This is a genomic window from Chitinophaga sp., assembly GCF_019236475.1.
GTDB lineage: Bacteria > Bacteroidota > Bacteroidia > Chitinophagales > Chitinophagaceae > Chitinophaga.
In genome coordinates this window covers 83,174-101,926 of the sequence record NZ_JAFAIX010000007.1, presented here as the reverse complement: position 1 = coordinate 101,926, position 18,753 = coordinate 83,174, and the positions used below count along the sequence as shown (strand labels likewise).

At 44.6% G+C, this 18,753-nt stretch carries 12 protein-coding genes; 3 read left to right on the top strand and 9 right to left on the bottom strand.

The genetic code is table 11. The annotated features are described in order from the left end of the window. Window positions 1-25 precede the first annotated feature (25 nt). From cfa to JO154_RS10655, 4 genes are all read right to left on the bottom strand, one after another. Complete coding sequence (gene cfa / locus JO154_RS10670; RefSeq protein WP_291944951.1) at window positions 26-1,144, bottom strand: cyclopropane fatty acyl phospholipid synthase; 1,119 nt, start codon at window positions 1,142-1,144, stop codon at window positions 26-28. A 320-nt stretch (window positions 1,145-1,464) separates the two neighbouring features. After that, complete coding sequence (locus JO154_RS10665) at window positions 1,465-2,793, bottom strand: HAMP domain-containing sensor histidine kinase (protein ID WP_291944948.1); 1,329 nt, start codon at window positions 2,791-2,793, stop codon at window positions 1,465-1,467. Window positions 2,794-2,920: 127 nt separating this feature from the next. Further along, window positions 2,921-3,583, bottom strand: a complete 663-nt coding sequence (locus tag JO154_RS10660) for a GDSL-type esterase/lipase family protein (RefSeq protein WP_291944944.1) — start codon at window positions 3,581-3,583, stop codon at window positions 2,921-2,923. Between the two features lie 52 nt (window positions 3,584-3,635). Further along, window positions 3,636-6,254: a glycoside hydrolase family 2 TIM barrel-domain containing protein gene (locus tag JO154_RS10655; RefSeq protein WP_291944941.1), complete on the bottom strand. Its 2,619-nt coding sequence runs from the start codon at window positions 6,252-6,254 to the stop codon at window positions 3,636-3,638. A gap of 120 nt (window positions 6,255-6,374) precedes the next feature. On the opposite strand from JO154_RS10655, the gene JO154_RS10650 reads away from it, so the two are divergent. Both JO154_RS10650 and JO154_RS10645 read left to right on the top strand, forming a co-directional pair. Further along, entirely contained in the window at window positions 6,375-7,445 is a 1,071-nt protein-coding gene (locus JO154_RS10650; RefSeq protein ID WP_291944937.1) for a serine hydrolase, read from the top strand. Window positions 7,446-7,538: 93 nt separating this feature from the next. Continuing rightward, window positions 7,539-9,920 (top strand): hypothetical protein, encoded by a 2,382-nt coding sequence (locus JO154_RS10645; RefSeq protein ID WP_291944935.1) that lies wholly within the window; start codon window positions 7,539-7,541, stop codon window positions 9,918-9,920. 96 nt (window positions 9,921-10,016) lie between these two features. Here the strand turns inward: JO154_RS10645 and JO154_RS10640 are convergent, their stop codons facing one another. The 5 genes from JO154_RS10640 to JO154_RS10620 form a co-directional block, all read right to left on the bottom strand. Continuing rightward, a complete protein-coding gene (locus tag JO154_RS10640; RefSeq protein ID WP_291944932.1) occupies window positions 10,017-10,835 on the bottom strand; it encodes an alpha/beta hydrolase-fold protein in 819 nt (272 codons plus the stop codon). A gap of 81 nt (window positions 10,836-10,916) precedes the next feature. Then, window positions 10,917-11,492 carry a Crp/Fnr family transcriptional regulator gene (locus JO154_RS10635; RefSeq protein WP_291944930.1) on the bottom strand — a complete coding sequence of 192 codons (576 nt, stop codon included), beginning with the start codon at window positions 11,490-11,492 and terminating at the stop codon, window positions 10,917-10,919. Between the two features lie 1,253 nt (window positions 11,493-12,745). Beyond that, the gene (locus tag JO154_RS10630; RefSeq protein WP_291944928.1) at window positions 12,746-13,444 is read right to left on the bottom strand and encodes a LytTR family DNA-binding domain-containing protein; all 699 of its coding nucleotides are present in this window, start codon (window positions 13,442-13,444) and stop codon (window positions 12,746-12,748) included. Window positions 13,445-13,446: 2 nt separating this feature from the next. Continuing rightward, a complete protein-coding gene (locus JO154_RS10625; RefSeq protein WP_291944925.1) occupies window positions 13,447-14,502 on the bottom strand; it encodes a histidine kinase in 1,056 nt (351 codons plus the stop codon). After that, a complete protein-coding gene (locus JO154_RS10620) occupies window positions 14,495-15,481 on the bottom strand; it encodes a hypothetical protein (RefSeq protein ID WP_291944922.1) in 987 nt (328 codons plus the stop codon). The genes JO154_RS10625 and JO154_RS10620 overlap by 8 nt, the downstream gene beginning before the upstream one ends. A 198-nt stretch (window positions 15,482-15,679) precedes the next feature. On the opposite strand from JO154_RS10620, the gene JO154_RS10615 reads away from it, so the two are divergent. Then, entirely contained in the window at window positions 15,680-18,742 is a 3,063-nt protein-coding gene (locus JO154_RS10615) for a TonB-dependent receptor (RefSeq protein ID WP_291944920.1), read from the top strand. The last annotated feature ends 11 nt before the right edge of the window (window positions 18,743-18,753 follow it).

Genomic DNA, 18,753 nt, shown 5'->3' with positions numbered 1-18,753 from the left:
ATAGCATTGAAGGTAAGCATTTTCATTAGTCTGCCGCAATTTTATAACCTCCTCGAACACCGTTTGGAGAAAGGACTACCTGCCATAACTGGCTGTCTCTGGCCCTGAAGGAGCCTGCACAAGACAATAGGTAATAGTTCCACATGCGATGAAATACCACGTCATATGCATTCGCCAGTTCATCCCATTTATCATTGACATTATGGTACCAGGCCATCAGCGTTTTATCGTAATCAGTACTGAAATTCTCCCAGTGTTCCATGATGAAAAAGTCTTCCATCGCTTTCCCTATCTGCGCAATAGACGGGATATTCGCATGTGGGAAGATATATTTATCCAGCCAGGGATCGGCCATAGAGTGAGATTTGTTACCACCGATGGTATGCAATAGAAAAAGGCCGCCGTCCTCCAGGGATTGGCGGGCCACTTGCATATAGGCGTGATAGTTACGATATCCCACGTGTTCGAACATACCCAGGGAAGCAATGGCATCAAACTTTTCGTTTAGGCTGCGATAGTCCATTACACGAATATTTACAGGAAGTCCAACACAACGAGCTTTGGCTAGCTCCGCCTGTTCTCTGGAGACAGTGATGCCCGTCACGTGGGCGCCGTATCTCTCGGCAGCAAACCTGGCAAAACTTCCCCATCCGCATCCGATGTCCAATACCTTCATTCCTGGCTTCAAATGGAGTTTACGGCAGGAAAGATCCAGTTTATTTTCCTGGGCTTCATCCAGACTGGTAGCATTTTCCCAAAAACCGCAGGTATACGTCATGCGTTTGTCTAGCATGATTTCGAAGAGATCGTTTCCTAGATCGTAGTGTTTACGGCCGTTCTTAAAGGACTGTTCCGGATGTTGGAAGTTGAAGATACGCGACAGCAGGATATCTTTTTTCAATTGCCAGCTAGCTCTTATTTTATCTTCCAGTTTCGCGGAGAGGATGCGACAAATCATTTCATCCGGGTTCGGTGAATCCCACCATCCGGCCATATAGGCTTCGCCGAGGGCCAGGGAGCCATGTTTGAGTACTCCAGGATAGAAATGATCGTTATGGACGGTGATATCCCAAGGCTGATTGCCATTGACATGTACTCCTGCGGAGTCCAGGAGCTTGGTCACCATATTTTTGCTGCGTTCCATACTGTGGTGGCGTTACATCAAGTGGTTAACACCTGTCGTTGCCAAAAGTTTATTCCAACTGTATCAAATGTAGGAGAAGCAACTGTCATCAGACTGCCGGGGAAGCACCGACTAGTATCGTATAGGCAAGGTAGTTATGGAGGGGCCGGTAATAAGAATAAAATCCGGCCCGTCTACCTCATAAGCAAAATCTATATTTTCAAAACGTTGTTCCTGTTGTAAAAGAACAACTATAATTTTCAGGGCCCGAAAAATAGTAAAAAAATGAATATCAAGTATTAATTAAGGAGAATTTATTATTATAAATGTACAAAATACTCTTAATTGAAATGTTCTTCCTCTTCTTCGTGAGGGCCGTGTGCAGGCAGGAGAATAGTGAGACTAGTCCCTTTCCCGGGCAGGCTGTCTACCGTAATACTTCCCCCATTCTGCTGGGCAAATTCCCGGCAAAGCACCAGTCCTAAACCAGTACCTCTTTCGCCATTGGTACCATATTCCGGATGTTGATTATAGGAAAACAGCTCATTTACCTGTTTAGGAGTCATACCTGTTCCTTGATCATGAAAGGCGATGGATACTTTATCCTGTACTGCATGGGTTTCGATGGTAACACGGCCACCGGCATAAGAGAATTTCAACGCATTACTGAGGAAATTACGGAGGATCACGGATACCTGATCGCGATCGGCATAGAGTGTCAGGGATTCCGGCACTTGCATGTCGACGGTAATATTTTTCTGGAGTAAGCTGAGTCGGAAAAAGTAAAGCACTTCCGTCATGAGGGGCAGTAGTGGGAAGATTTCGGGCGCTGATTGAATCCCTTTCATACTGCGTGTACTCCATCGCAATATATTGTCCAGAGAGCCTCCTAGTTGGGAGACTTTCTCATGCAATACTTGGGCCGCTTCCTGCATATCTTTTTCTGGGTATTCTCCTTTAAGGAACATATCCAGCAAGACTTCCAGGGTAGCGAGCGGACTTCTGATATCATGCGCCACGATGGAAAACAATTTCTCCTTGTCTTTATTCATGTTTTGGAGAGACTGTTGCTGCGCTTCGATTTCTTTCTGATAATCAGTTTGAATGTATTTGAAGAACGTGAGACCAACCATTGGGAATACCAGCGCGATAACAGCATTTATCCATACTCTTCCTTCAGGAACCGGCGTGAGACCTGGTATATGTTGCGGGAAGTAAACAATCCCCAGGAATGCCGCTATCAGGGCCAAACAGGAGATCGTTATCACCCATTTATTATCATAGACCAATACTATGATGATCATAATATTAAAAAGGAAATATTCGGACCCGTTATGATAAACGAATCCAGTAAATGTAAATACAATGGAACTGGTAACGATGAGTGCTAGTCGCGCCCAGAGATAGCGACGGTAATGATGCAACAGTAGCACCATCGCAGAACCCAGCGTAGTGGTGAGGTTGAGTGCTGAAAGCAGGTATCTTCCTTGGATAAGATTCAATATTGCAAAAAAAGCCATGAAAGGGATACAAGGAAGCGCCAAGAGGTTCAGCAACTTAGTTCTTCTAACTTCAAGAAAAGGCATGCCTGGGAAAACGCCAAAGCCCACAATGGCATTGACATAATACATTATTCTATCGTATATGAATTTCCGCAGTTTCTTCAGCATAGGGCTACAAATATACCCTGATTTTTTTATGCTGCGTTTGTATAACAGTTTATTGTAATGAGAAGTGTAGTATATCGGGAGACAAAAAGCCCGGGAAGAGCCAATTCCCGGGCTATAGAATAAATTGTTAACCTTTTATCAGGTACGGCAAAATCGCTTTTTTCCAGATGTTATATCCTTTACTGTTCATGTGCAACATATCGTTGCGGAACAGCTCTGCGCGGGCATTGCCATTCGCGTCTAGCATGGGTGTGAAGATATCAACAAAGCGCATATTTTGCTGCGTAGCAATATAGCTGCGTATCAATCCATTAGCGGCTTTCACTTTATCCATCCATTTAGCCCGGGAAGGACTTGGCTTGATAGACATATACAAGATGGAGACTTCCGGCATTTTAGCGCGGATACCTTCCAACAGGGCCTTTGTGCGGATCAGTATGGTATCGGCAGTGGCCGTAGCTTCAGGAATATCGTTATCCCCTACATAGATGACGATTTGTTTCGGCTTGTAAGGAAATACCAGATCATTGAGATAAAAAGTAATATCATTGATGATAGCCCCGCCGATACCGCGGTTCATGGCCACATACGGCGCAAATGTACGTTCTACGTCGTGCCATACACGGATAGATGAGCTACCAATAAACAACACCGGATGTTCCGGCGGATAATAAATTTTATCCCAAGCTTTAATGACCTGCACATCGTCCCAAAACCTGGGCTTATCCTGTGCCATTGCGAGCTGCGTGGAAATACCTGCCAACAGCAGTACGAACAACCATTTTTTCATAACATGTCTTCCATTGATTGGCAAACAAAATAAAAAATTCATATGTAATTTTTTACTTAATCTCTACCAACTGTTTTCCGACATTATGACCAAATACTTCTACCACTGTATTTTTCGTCGCTGCTTTTTCGCCACTGATAACAATTTCCTTTTTCTCTCCAGGCAGTACTGTGATATAGTTATCAGAGTAAAACACTGGCAGGATACGCTCTTTGGATTGGGCGTCTAGCAGGGAAATTCTGTTGAAGAAAGCCAATGGACCGCCAGTTGGGTTAGACACGGTTACTACAACTTCACCTGATTTACGTATAGCCGTTATCGTTGGTTTCACGGTGGTCATCTCCTGTAAACCGCTGTAGTTACCATTTTCATCTGGCAGCCAATAACAGTTATCGTCTATAATTTCCTGCTTTAGGTTACGTAGACGAAGCGACAGGAAGATGCCTTTCTTAGCTTTCAGTTTATCGACCAACGTCTTCAATTCTACATGTTTTTGTACAGAGGAAGGCGTAGCTTCCACGAAGAGTTGTCCTAGAGGAGTTTGCTTTCCATCCATATCATAGGCGTTAATTTCCAGCATGAGATCCCGGTGATAAGTGAAGGTATTATTTACGATCATCACTATTTTCTCTACAGGATTATACATCGCATGGAGCGGTTTGCTACCGCTGTGGAGGCCATACAGACAAGCATTTGGGTCCAGGTAGTAATCGTACATCTGTCCGCGTAAGGCCGTCCATGGGTTCTGTGTTTTCCAGATAATAGCACCGGTGTACCAATCCCACATATGTGCGCTGAAACCTTCCATCAAGGCGCGGTATTGATCGTAGTTCACCAGTTGCGCTTTATTGGCCCAGTCTTCCAGGTTTTTGGATTTACCGTATGGATCGATGCTGTTATTATAGCCGATGTATTTATGATAATCCCATACGCTGTCTACGGATTTACTTGCGAAATCAGGCGCCACGAGGTTTTCCTTTGGCAAGAAGCGTTTCAAGGATGTGATATCACCTACACCTACTGATCCTACTTCTGAATTAAAGGGGAAGGTGCGATCTTCCCAGAAATGCGCGATTGTTTGGATGCCGTATGGCCCATCGCCGTTTCCACCGATGAAGTTATAGGACATACTATCGGAGTTGGAATAATCGAAGAAATAGCGGGTACCATCCAGTGTAGGGATAATGCTGTCTTTCATAGCAGCTAAAATATCCTGTGGTGGCGTGATTTCATTTCCTCCGCACCAGAATGCCAATGAAGGATAATTGCGCAACATTTTCACTTGGTCCGCTACGCTTTCGATGAACAGGCCATGGTCATTAGGATATTGGCGGCGTGTCCACTGATCGTCTTTCTTCTTAGGATCTTGCCAGCGGCCATTGCAGTCGCCCGACATCCAGAAATCCTGGAATACCAATAAGCCGTACTTATCGCAGGCTTCAAAGAATTCCGGTCTTTCCGTGAGGCTACCGCCCCAGATGCGGATCAGGTTCAGATTCATATCCCGATGGAAGCGTACTTCCGCGTCGTAGCGTTCTTTAGAGAAGCGGAACATCGCATCAGAGGTGATCCAGTTACCACCTTTGATGAATATACGTTGTCCGTTTACTTGTATTTCTCGGCTGCGCGTGTGATTATTCCAGGTCGTTTGGATTTCGCGGATACCGAATTCCACCTCTTCCCTATCGCTTACTTTTCCGTCGCGGATGAATTCCAAAGGCAACTGGTAGAGGTTTTGAGGGCCGTAACCAGCAGGCCACCAAAGGTTCGGATTTTCCAGGGTCAGATCTGGCAACACCACTTTTGTAACGCCTTTAGGAGCAAGGGTTACATCTTGCTGAATCGATTTACCTGCAAGCTCATATTTAAGTTTACCGGAGATGCTGTTAGTAGTAGGGTTTTGGAGGGTAGCTTCCACGTGAATGATGGCGGGCGCTTGTTTTCCGGCTGGTTGGCGTATGCCTGGCACGGTGGTCACTACATGCGGATCGAGGATACGAACAGCACCTGTTTTTTCGATGGTCACTTTATCCCAGATACCGGTATTTCTATCGCGCATAGGCTGGATCCAGTCCCACCCTGCTGTGTATTGTGGGCCTACATTTGTAGCGATGGTACCATCGCCGCCCTGGCCGCCATTAGGATCGCCGGGAACTGCTGGTGGATATACGATTACTGCCAAGCGGTTATGCCCATCTTTAGCGAGAAATTCCGTGATGTTGTAGGTTTGGCGCAGGTAAGCACCATAGTGCCTGGCTGCATTAACTTTTTTACCGTTGAGGTAGATATCGCATCCATCGTTCACACCCCTGAAATGGAGCCAGACTTGGCCGTCTGTAGCGGGTGGCATCTCCCTAAAATCTCTAACAAACCAACGGGTATAATATTCGGGACCGGTATAAAAGATATCCGGGATCTTTTGGTTATTCATCCCATAGAAAGGATCGGGCACCTGCTTATTATTCAGCATGGTGGTCAGCACCGTACCTGGAACCGTAGCGGGTTCCCAGTTTTTCAGCGTCGTAGCAGGAAGAGAGATGCGGTTTCCATCCATTTTCACCTCCTTCACCGGAAGCGACTTCCATTCACTGTTGAGCTCATACCGTTCTTGGGCAGACAGACTGCCTGCAGTACAAAGCAGCAGTCCTGATAGCAATAATCTTCGCGTCATAAAATTATTTTACCAACAAAAAATACATCACCTTAGCAACAAATATCCATCTGCAAGCTAGCTCCTGCATTTGGTTCGGTTACAAAATACGCGATAAATTTAATCCTCAAACGAATTTCTATGCGCCCCCATCATCTCCTACTGACAATCGCACTATTGCTTCCTCCCCTCTTTGGCCATTCTCAGGCTAATTTCAAACCGTTAGATCAATGGCTGGATCAACATGCTCCCATTATGGGAGGCAGGGCTTATCTGGTCCTTTACAAGGATGGAAAAATCGTTTATTCACACGGTGCAGGTCAACTCAATGGGCGACAGAAGTTCGGATTAAAGATGATGGCACAGATGTTCGGACAGACACCGGATTTGAATCCATTTACCAGTAGCTCTAAAATCCCTATTGCTAGTTGTAGTAAGTGGCTCAGTGCCGCATTGGTCATGACATTTGTAGACGAGGGGAAACTGCGCTTAACCGATACGGTAGGCACTTGGCTACCAGTGCTTACCCAGCATGGCAAAGGTAATATTACCATTAGTCAGTGTTTGTCTCATCTAACAGGTATCAAAGCGCCACCTATAAGGAAGGGTTTTAAAGAAGAAGCCCGTATGAGCAGCATGGATAATGCCATTGCCGGTATTGCTGATATGCCGATGGAGGGTAAACCAGGTACCGTATTTCATTATAGCAACTTAGGATTTCAGATAGCCGGCGCCGTACTGGAGAAAATCAGTGGTAGTGATTTCAGAACCTTGTTTAAACAGCGCATCAGCGATCCGTTAGACATGCCCAATACGGATTTCGGAGATGCAGCGGTACCTGTACCGGCAGGTAGTGGCAACAGTACGCCAGATGATTATATTCACTTTCTGGCGATGATCCTAAACAAGGGCATGTATAATGGCAAACGCATTCTTAGCGAGGAAAGTGTGGCTGCCATGCAGGTCAATCTGCTGACGCCAGATATACGCATTTCCTTTTCTCCGGCCGCTGATGTGTCATTTGGATATGGATTGGGGGAATGGACATTAGGCACACATACCGTAACGAGTCCGGGTATCTTTGGTAGTTTTCCTTGGGTAAATAAGGAAAAACATTATGCCGGCTTTTTACTGGGCTTCTATTTCCAGCAGGATGACCGCAATAAGCGATATATTGAATTGGAAAAGTTGGTGGATCAGACGCTCCCCTAAAAATGTCAACCTTCCAGCGGCCACTGGTGTTATGTAGGAAAGGCAACGGCATGCGGCCGGTTTGTCTTATCTAAACCTGTTAACATTCCAGTCATGCGAAATTATATGATGTTGCTGTTGGTCTGCTGCTTGCTATGTGCATCCACACACGCACAGGACACCCACTGGCCCAAAGAAATACCCCTGGATGGTGGCGGCAAGGTCACCATTTATCAGCCCCAACCAGAGAACCTGCAAGGCAGTAATCTATTTCTTCGTGCACCCGTTTCCGTGAGGGAAAATGCCAAATCAGAACCCATTTTTGGAGTATTCTGGGCGAATGCACAGTTGAATACGGATAAGGGGAGTCGCACTGCTACGTTGCAAACCCTGAACGTTTCCCGCATTAAGATCCCTGATATAAAAGATAACTCCAAGCTGATGCAGTTGTCTTCTTTATTGGAAAAAGAAATTCCGAAATGGGACCTTACCATGTCATTGGATGAATTGTTGACCTCCATTCGTTCGGAGCAACAGATACGGGATGTAAATCTCAACAATAAACCGCCGGAAATCATTTACAGGACCAAACCTTCTATGCTAGTCGTTATGGATGGAGAACCGCGACTACAGGAAGATAAAGACCTGGGTATGCAAAGAGTGGTGAATAGTCCTAATCTGATTGTACAAAATCCGACAGACAAAAGATACTATCTCTACGGTGGCAATTTCTGGTACAGTTCCAACAATGTAAAAGGCGCGTATGTAGTCAATAGGAACCTACCAGCCACGATACAAGCCATAGATGCGGATTTGAAGTCGAAAGAAAAGAATGATTCCCTGCAAAAGGTCACCAATCCAGTGCCGCTGGAAGTGATTGTACGCACAGAACCCGCAGAGTTGCTACAGACCGACGGACCGATTACCTACAAAAACGTGCAGGGAACTTCCCTACTCTATGCCGATAACTCCCTGGAAGATATCTTCAAAAACATCAACGACAACCAGACCTATGTCTTACTCGCAGGCAGATGGTATAAAGCCGCATCATTAAACGGGCCATGGACTTATGTTGCCAGTGATGAGTTGCCAGCGGATTTTGCAAAGATCCCCGATGGTTCTGAAAAAGATGGCGTATTAGCCAGTGTGGCAGGTACTCCTGCCGCAGAGGAAGCCATTACAGATGCAGAGATACCACAGACCGCCAAAGTGGACAGGGCCAGTGCTACCACCACCGTTACATATGATGGTACGCCGAAATTCGAGGCTATTCAAGGCACGAATCTTTCCACTGCCGTGAATAGTAATCTTACCGTATTAATGTCTGGAAATCGTTATTGGGCCGTGGATAATGGCGTTTGGTTTACTAGTACCTCTCCGCAAGGACCTTGGGAAATCAGTACGGACCGTCCTGTGGATGTAGACAATATTCCACCCACTAGTGAGGCATACAACACCAAGTATGTTTACATATATGAAGTTACGCCGGATTATATCTATACCGGGTATACGCCGGGGTATCTGAATTGTTATATCTATGGGCCAACCATTGTTTGGGGAACAGGCTGGAGATATAGGCCTTGGTGGGGACCACGTTATTTCCCTCGTCCGTTGACATGGGGATTTGGCGTGAGTTATAATCCATGGTATGGGTGGAGTCTGGGTTTTGGGTGGACATTTAATTTCGGTTGGATGAACTTCCGGTATTGGAGTGGCGGTTATTTTGGCGGATGGTGGGGACCTCCATTGTATCGTCCTCCGTTTAGGCCTTGGGGTTATAATGGCGGGTATTATGGCCGGCCGCATTGGAGTATCAATCGGCCAAACATCAATTACAATAGACCGATTAATGTAACTCGTCCGGTAAGGCCGGGCAATATAGCGCCGGGTAGGCCAGGCATTAGTAATAACCTGTATCGGGACCGGGTGAATATACAGACGGTAGATCGGCCATCCCGCGTGCCAAATGCCGGTGGCAATCGTTTACCGGGTAATAATATCAATCCGGGTGGCAACAATAGGTTGCCGGGTAATACCACCTTCCCTACTCCTGGGAATAATAATCGTTTACCCGGTAACGTTAGCCCAGGTAACAACAACCGACCTAATCGTATACCCGGCAACGTTAATCCTGGCAACAATATTACTCCTGGCAACCGTTTACCCAATGTGAATCCTGGGGCGCCTTCCAACAATAATCGTTTACCGCAGACAAGGCCAGAGGCAAGGCCTAGTCGCGAGCAAAGCAACAATATCATGTCTGACGGGGACGGTAATATTTACAGGAGACAGAATAATGGCTGGCAGCAAAGGCAGGATAATGGTTGGAGGACTGTGCCATCTCCCCAACAGCAAAACATTAACCGGATGCAGATGCAAAGGGATCGTGGAGGTATGCGTCAGCAGAACTTCAGTACCCCGCCGACGCCAAGGGCGATGCCGAGTGGTGGTGGTGGCCGCGGTGGCGGTGGCGGCGCAAGGCCGAGGAGAGGGTAATATTTTTTGTAATGACTGAAGGATAAATATAGCAAAGGGGCTGTCTCAATAGCAATTTGAGGCAGCTCCTTTCATTTTGAGAAAATGGATGTTTTCCTATCTTGTTTTCAGGATATCATTAAAAAATAGGAGTTGTATGCGCAGGGCATAAGACCAGTAAGTCGCATCATGTTTCCCTGGGCTTTCTGTATACTGATGATTGATGTTATTGTCTGTCATCAATTGATGTAGATGCCTGTTCATTTCCAGCATTTGCGTGTCTTCCGTACCGCAGTCGAGGAAATAAGATTGATGTGCCGACTTCATTTTATCCAGTTGCTTCACCACCATAAATTTCGGATCTAAATCAGCGAACTTCCCCAGGTATTTATCGACATGGTAAAATCCAAAGCCTTCTCCGAAATAGTTGAAATCTACTGCGCCGCAGGTACTTCCAATAATGGAGAAGGTTTCTGGATGGCTTACGCCGATGTGCAGTGCACCATAGCCACCCATTGACCAACCCAGCAATCCGCGGTGTTCACGATCTTTTATAGTAGGATACTGGAGATCAATGGCGGTAACCAGTTCACTAGAAACGAATGTATTGTATTGGGAAGATGCCACCAGCGGGCTGTTTACATACCAGCAGTCATAGCTACCATCTGGCAGTACGTAGATAGTCTGGAACTGATCTGCCAGTTGGGGTAAGGTAGGTAGATCCTGTGTGAGAATGCGATCGGGATTTCCGCTGAAACCGTGCAAAATGTAGACCACTGGATAGCGATGTTGTGGCACGACATCTGGTGTTATAATAATCACAGGAATCTTACGATGCATAGAGGGACTAAACACCGTACTATGGATAATTTCATGTGCATGACTGTACAACTGTCCGAAGAGGAGGAAGAGCAAGATTAAGATACTCTTTTTCATATTGACCTAATTTAAAATTCAGGTCAAAGGTCCGTCGCTCTTATTTGCAAAACATGTACATATGTTGAGGAAATGAAAATATTAATGCTTTCGGATACGGCTTAATTGGGTGGGCGTGATGCCTAGATAAGCCGCTATGTGGTGCTGTTTTAGGCGCTGCAGCAGGCCGGGGTGTTCCGCTTTAAATTGACGGTATCGTTCTTCGGCGGTTTCATATTTGAGGCTTATTTCCATAGGTTCTTTATCCACGATCCAGTTTTTCTCGAGATAGGAGATGTGAAATTTCATTAGCTCTATATTCGTCATCATGAGCGCACGGAAAGGTTTCGCGGGTATCCTGATATAGGTACCTGCTTCCAGGCAGGAGATACCAAAGATACTGGGGGCTTCCTGGATTAGCGCTGCAGTAGAAGCCACAAAGCTGTTCTCCTGGAAGAAACGTTTAATGACTTTATCTCCATTATCGGCGAGATAATAATATTCCCACAATCCTTTTTGAATGAAATAATAATAGTGCGGTATGTTCCCTACAGGGAGGATGATTTCATTTTTTTTGTTGCTCCGATAATCGAACAGCTTTTCCAATTCATTGGAGGTAGCCGCTGACAGTGGGTAATACAAGGAGAACATTGCTAAGATATCCGCATGCTTCGACATGAATCGCTGATTATTATTTTGCAGCAAGTTAAATAATAATCAGCAATGTGCTTAAAAAGTGAGATATCTAAAACCATTTTACTGGCATAAATTTTCAATTTAATACCGGCATTAAAAACTATGTTAGGATTGCTAATTCGATTTATTAAAACATAGTAATGACAGCTATTTCAAAAGAAAAAAATTGAAAAAATTATTAAGTTTTTTTCATGTTTTTAGTAAAAAATACTGTTATTTTACTGCACCAATTTTTATTAAAAACCATTGGTTAACCCGTATGTTACAAGCGTTCTTTAAACGAAATAAGTCTAGGCTTATTGGATATTCTTTCATATTGTTTGGAAGCCTATTTCCAGCAATAGTTCGGTTGATGATAAGTCTTGATCTGAATATTATCAGGTATGATATAAAGGATTATATTTTTGCAGGTTTGGCTATCAATTTGTCCAACTTCAATCTTATAAAGGGCCATAGATTAGAAACTCAGCTTGTTTACACTACACTTTCCGTTTTCTTAATTTTTTTATTGGGATGTATACTAGGCGTTTTTCTAGGGTTCGAGATTATAAAGCCTGCTCCTAATCTTCCGTGGTTAACTTGTTTTGCTATTATTTTATTTCTGGGAAGTGTGTATTTAAGTTATGAAGCAAATAACCTTTTTTTCAATCAAGAAGAACTAAAACTCTAATATATGGATGGTAGAGAATTATTCGGAGTAATATGTGGAATCTTAGGGTCTATCATAGCATTTGGAACAGGAATTCATATGCGGATAGATACCAACAGACGGAGAAAGAAAGCACAGCAACATGCTGAAGAAATGATGGCAAAGCAAGTGACAAAAAATTGATTATTGTTACTAGCTAAACCTTTTAAACCATTCTATTTGGGCAGTATAGGGGTAATCTATGGCAGTATGACCTTATACTGCTCAAGTAGAAACCAATAGCCGTAAAATCAATTTAGAAAAAAATCCATTTTATGAAAATTGTAGACATATTTTTTATAGTATGGTTCCTCATATTGTGCTTTTTTGCAACTAGAGTAGGAATACGAATACGGAAAGAGTCTAAGCGGAAGCAGAAAATGCAGCAATACTCTGAAAAAATGGTGGAGAAGAAAGTAAAAGAAAACTGATGCCTGCTTCGTACCAGTCATTTCAGCATGCAATCGGAACTGTAAAAACGTAATTCTGTACTGGATAGGATCTAATACTGCTCAAATAGATAAACAAATTCTCTCTCCCATTGCAATCAACGTGGCATAGAAAGGGCATCCATAAACTGTTTGAGATAAGCATCCCCGATTGGAATGTGGTGTTCCCCAATGAATATACGTTGTCTCTCTATACTATCAATCTTATTCAGCGCCACAATAAAAGATTTATGAACGCGGATAAAATCCTTTCCCAACATATCTTCGAAGCTGCGCAGGTTTTGCAGAGTGAGAATTTTCTGCTTGGGCGTTTGAATGGCTACATAGTTACGGAGTGCTTCGATAAAGAGGATTTCTGAAATATCCAACCGAACAATGCGTTTATCTGTACGTACGAAGATGAATTTATCAGATGGCGAGATGGCAGGTTTGGTAGGAGATTCCTGGCGGGCTATCACCCGTTGTACGGCGCGTACAAATCGTTCGAAGGATACTGGTTTCAGCAGGTAATCTACCGCTTCCTGATCAAAGCCTTCTACGGCGTAATCGTCGTATGCAGATACGACCACTACATGCGCCCCTTTCTGGAGGAGTTGCATAAATTCAATGCCGCTGAGTTCCGGCATTTGAATGTCCAGGAATACCAGGTCTACCTGGTTCGTTTTCATAAACGTCAGCGCATCCAATGGATTGCTGAAACTACGCAGTAGCTCCAGTTCTGTCGTTTTCTTGATGAATGATACCAGTACCTGTATGGCCAACGGCTCATCATCCACCACTATGCATTTAATCGCCATATTTACCAGTTTATTGTCAGGTTACAGTTATATGTTGTAGCTGTTTCTGTGATGACCAGGTGATGTTGCTCCGGGTAGATCAGTTGTAAGCGTTTCTTTACATTCTCCAATCCTATGCCCCCGGTTTTATCCTTGTTGTATTTCGAACGCATGTTGAATACACTAAATCGGAGGGTATTATTATCGCCTTGTAAATCTATTCGTACCGGGTGTTCTGGCTGATTGGTAATGCCATGTTTAAAGGCATTTTCCACGAAAGCCACCAGTAGCATGGGCGCAATCTGTTTATCCGGGAGGTCTTTGCTGAAGTTCGTGATAATACCTGTTTCACAGCCGGTCCGCAACCTTTGCAATTTAATAAAATCGCAGAGGTAGTTGATTTCATCCTGGATAGGACTGCGATAGTCCACATCGTTGGGTTGGTCCACCATGTACGACAGTAAGTGGGCTAATGTTCTATTGGCGGGCACTACTTCCGGCGATCCTACGAGTGCCAGGGAGTAAATACTGTTCAGACTATTGATCAGAAAATGACTGTTCAACTGCATTTTCAGGAAGCCCGATTCCGCTTGTTGGATTTGCTGTTTTAACTGGGCCCGGCGTTTGTCCTCGCGGAGCCATTGCAGGAATAATTGTAAAGCAATAGCCGCCAGCAGGATGATGAGTCCTGTCCATAGGCCATCACGGAAGTATTGCCAGAAAGAAATATAGAGCTCAATTCTCACCTTGGTGATATTGTCGTATCGATAGCCCTGGTAAAGGGTTATCTGTGGGAATAGTTGCGTTGACAACAAATATTTTAAAAGAATAAATCCACAGAGCGTAGGAATGGCACGGAGTAAAAACAACAACCAGTTTCTCGACTTCAGCAAAGCAGGGACTGCCCAGATAAAGAAAACATAAAACTGTAGGAAATTGATAAATCCAAAGAAGCCCGAGTTTACGTTCAGGTATTGCAGCGTTTTCTTTGTGAACATGGTCAGCGTAAGGAGGTTCATGCCATAAACGATTAGCATGAAGAGCAACATTAGCTGAAAGAATTGCTTCACTTTAGACATGTTCACAATATAATTTTGCTTTATGGAGACGCCGTTCTGGCTTATTGATCGGGTTCACATCTAGTTCGAGGGTGTCTGAAATATTCACGGTTACCCGGATTTCCCCTTCGTATGGTTGTAAATCCCGCAGGCGTTCTTCCGTGCTGGCTTGCAGCAACAACGGTTCCACCTTCCAGCCTTCATCCATTCCATTCACCTGTAGGATGACCTGCTGTTTCGGATATAGGTATTTCCGCAATGATAAATATTGCTGGAAATAATATAATTCTTTTTTAAGGTCCGCTTTTCCTTCTTCTGCTGCTTTATCATAGAGCATATAACGCAGCAAGTCAGAGAGGATCAGGATCGCCTGTACCCCTTCTTCACTGCGGGTGGCTTCTTTTTCCAACACGGGCGTTAATGCCTGGAGGTGCTGTAAGAGTAATCTGGAGCCGGATTGCATGCGTTCATATTTCCGAGTAGCGGCAACTGCATCTGACTGTAGTTGGATATCTGAATCATCCGTTTGACGAGAATGAAGAAAGAGGCGATAGCCCATTGCCAGCAAGGCCACTCCCATACTCGTTTTGAAGGCATTCCTGAAATATTCTGTAAAAGAAAAATATGGAGGAGGTAGTGTACCCGTTTTGCCATTCTTCATGGATTTTACCAGCAGCATTTTCTGGAGGATCACATCCTTGAACCAAAGAAAACCTACTTCGTACTTAAGGACACAAAATAATAATACGGCAGCCATACCGGCTCCAACAGCCAGCAGGTATTTGCGTTGACGTACAGGTTTATCCAAGAGATAAAATACCAATAGGTAAAACAAATTAAAATTAATAAATCCATATAAAACATTCCTTACCAGTGTAAAGCGTAAGGAAAATGCATTATTCATGCTCATGCGCAGGGAAGGATAACAATATAGCATCACCAGCGCCATCCAGATAGCGGCATGAATTAAATAGCGGTATGGTTCACGGTGAGGCTTCATGTTCGACAATGAAATTAGTACAAACCCTTGTGTTTACTGGCTATCTCCCTAAAAATATTTTTCGTACCTGTCAAATACCTGATTGTACATTTTCGTATCCGGTACGTCCTTTTTCTGAGGAATTAATCTAGTGGAGATGTACTTTGGTAGCCTATTCCAGCTAGGGTCATCCATAATAAAAAATCAACCAACTATTGTATGAGAAAGCTAGTCTTATTATCCCTTCTGTGTGCAGGCAGTATGGCTGCTGCGGCACAACAAGTGTTGAAGGGCACTGTTCGGGACTCCATCACCAGGCAGCCGGTACCAGGAGCCACTGTAAAAGTCATGGGTACAGCAAAAGGCGTCACCACGAATGCTAAAGGTGAATTTGAATTGAATGTTCCTGCGAATGCGCAGATACAGATTTCTTCCATTGGTTTTGAAAACATCATCATGCAGGCCAGCCTGGTAAAAGCAGGTCAATCATTTATGATGCGTATCAAAGCAGTTGAACTGAACAGCACAGTAGTTGTGGGATATGGCTCCCAGCAGCGCAAAACTGTCACTAATTCTATTTCTACGGTAAACAGCAATGCGCTGGCGGCGGAAAAGAATATTGTCAGTGATGCAGGAAAAGCCCTACAGGGAAGAGTTGCAGGCGTTTTTGTAGCCAGTACCAGCGGTTCCCCAGGAAATACGCCCAATATTCAGATTCGCGGCGCGCAATCCGTTAGCGGCGTGGCCACCAATCCCCTGTTGGTAGTAGATGGACTGATTGTGGAAGGAAACGCTATCAGCCTGAATACCATCAACCCACAGGATATCGAAAGCATGGAAGTACTGAAAGATGCTGCATCTGCGGCTATTTACGGTGCCCGTGGTTCCAATGGTGTCATCATTATCACCACTAAAAAAGGTAAAATGAACAGTCGTCCGACATTCTCAGTAAACGCTTATACCGGTGGCAACAATGTGCCTACCAGTCGCCGTATGCTGACCACGGACGAATATAAATCCGCCTTCAACGATGCACGCACCAATCGTATCGGCGACATCAACACACAGTTAGCAGATCCTAATAACGGCCTTACACCCGCCCAAATCAGCCAACTGAACAATGAAAAGAAAACGTTACAAAGTCAGATTGACGGGCTCCAAATGGCCAACAGGAGCACCGACTGGCTCGCAAAGATCAAACATAAAAATGCACCTGTAAATAATATCCAGGCTAGCATGAGTGGAGGCGGCGAAAAGAATAATTACTATATGTCGCTAGGCCGTTATTCAGAAGATGCCGCCATGGGCAGTGGCACCTATGAGCGTTATACTGGCCGACTGGATGTGACACAAATAGTGAATTCCTGGTTAAAACTTAACGGAGGCATTAACATCACGCAAGGAGTTACCAAGAATATGTCGAATCCAATGGTAGCCGCCTTCAATGCGCGCCCTGATACACCGGAAGATCCGATCATCAATCCAGATGGTACCCTGGGTTATTATGTTGGCCAGCAGCAACATCCATTGGGTGCGATGATTGGGGCCCTGAACAAGTATAAGACCAATTCTTATATCGGTAAATTGACAGCAGATTTGACACTGACTAAAGATTTACAGTTCAGATCATCTTTCAACGCTACCAAATTCAACACACTGAACCGTGATTTCTATACGCCATTCTCCTACCTGGGAGCGTTTAACAAAGGACAGTTTAAGTTGAGTGGTGTAGACAACTTCACCTATAACTTCGATAACTACTTCACCTATACGAAACGTATCAGCAAGCTGGGTATCAATGCCACTGCGGGTTATACCTTCTATAGCATGGAGCTGAACAGTCTGGGATACGACATCTTAGGATTCCCTAAAATTGACGGCATCACTGGCGCGAGCGCTGGTTCTGCTTATGGCAGCACAGGTTCCATAGGCAACAACAATATCTCCAACAAGGAAATTTCTGATGCCATCTTTGCACGTGCCGGCGTGGACTGGCAAGGGAAATATATGCTGAATGCCTCTCTCCGCCGCGATGGTTCCTCCAAACTGTTATCTAACCATAGGTACAGTTGGTTCCCATCTATCTCTGCGGGTTGGGATCTTTCCAGAGAAAACTTCCTGGCCGATAACCGCTTCATTAATCAGTTGAAACTCCGCACCAGCTATGGTATGAGTGGGAATATGCGTGCGGTAAATTATTGGGATGCACAGAACCTATTGCTGGCTACCTCTTATAACGGCAATTCAGCCTTACAGATGAGTAGCATAATTGGTAACCCAGATATTCGCTGGGAGCGCACCAAACAGTTGGATGCAGGTATCGATGCCGCCTTCTTCGCCAATCGCTTGACCGTAGTATTAGATTACTACAACAAAACCACAGATGGCCTGATGAGCAAAAACGATATATCCTGGATCTATGGCGCAGTCTCTATCCCTGATAATATCGGTAATATCCGCAACAAAGGGATGGACTTGGAACTCGCCGTCAGCAGCAAAGCTAGCAAAGCTTTCAGTTGGAAAGTGGCTACCAACATGAACATCAACCGTAATGAAATTCTCTCCCTGAAAGACTCCCTGACCAACTACGGCACCTTTATTTTCGGTGGTCCGCAATCCAAAGCGAAAGTGGGCCAGTCAGTAGGTTCCGTAATGGTATATGAATCACTGGGCGTAGATCCACAGACGGGTGATATGGTGTATAAAGATCAGAACAAGGATGGAAAAATCGATTCCAAGGACATGATCACCGTACCTATTGCGGTACCTAAGTTTATCGGTGGTACCACGCTGACCTTCGGTTACAAAGGATTTACTGTAGAAGCGCTGTTCAACTATGTAGTAGGCAACAAAGTATATGATTTCTATGAGCAGACACTGAGAAGCTATGATGTAGACTACACCGGTATCATGCCTAATAAATTCGATATCGTTAATAAACGTTGGAGAAAGCCAGGCGATATCACCGATGTGCCACGTGCCATCACGGGTGCGCATGGAGCGGGTAAAACCAACGACTGGAACTATCGTCCGTCTACACAGTTCATTTACGATGCTTCTTACCTCCGTCTACGCAACCTGACAGTAAGTTATACAGTGCCGCAGTCTTTGCTGACAAGGGTAAAAATAAACAGTGCGAGAGTCTATTGTTCTGCACAGAATGTATTTACACTCACGAAGTATATTGGCTTTGATCCGGAAGCTGCCGCCAACTCAGGTATCATCAGCACAAACTTGCCAAATCCACGTGCTACAGTAATCGGTGTTGATCTTTCATTCTAATCTTAGTAAAC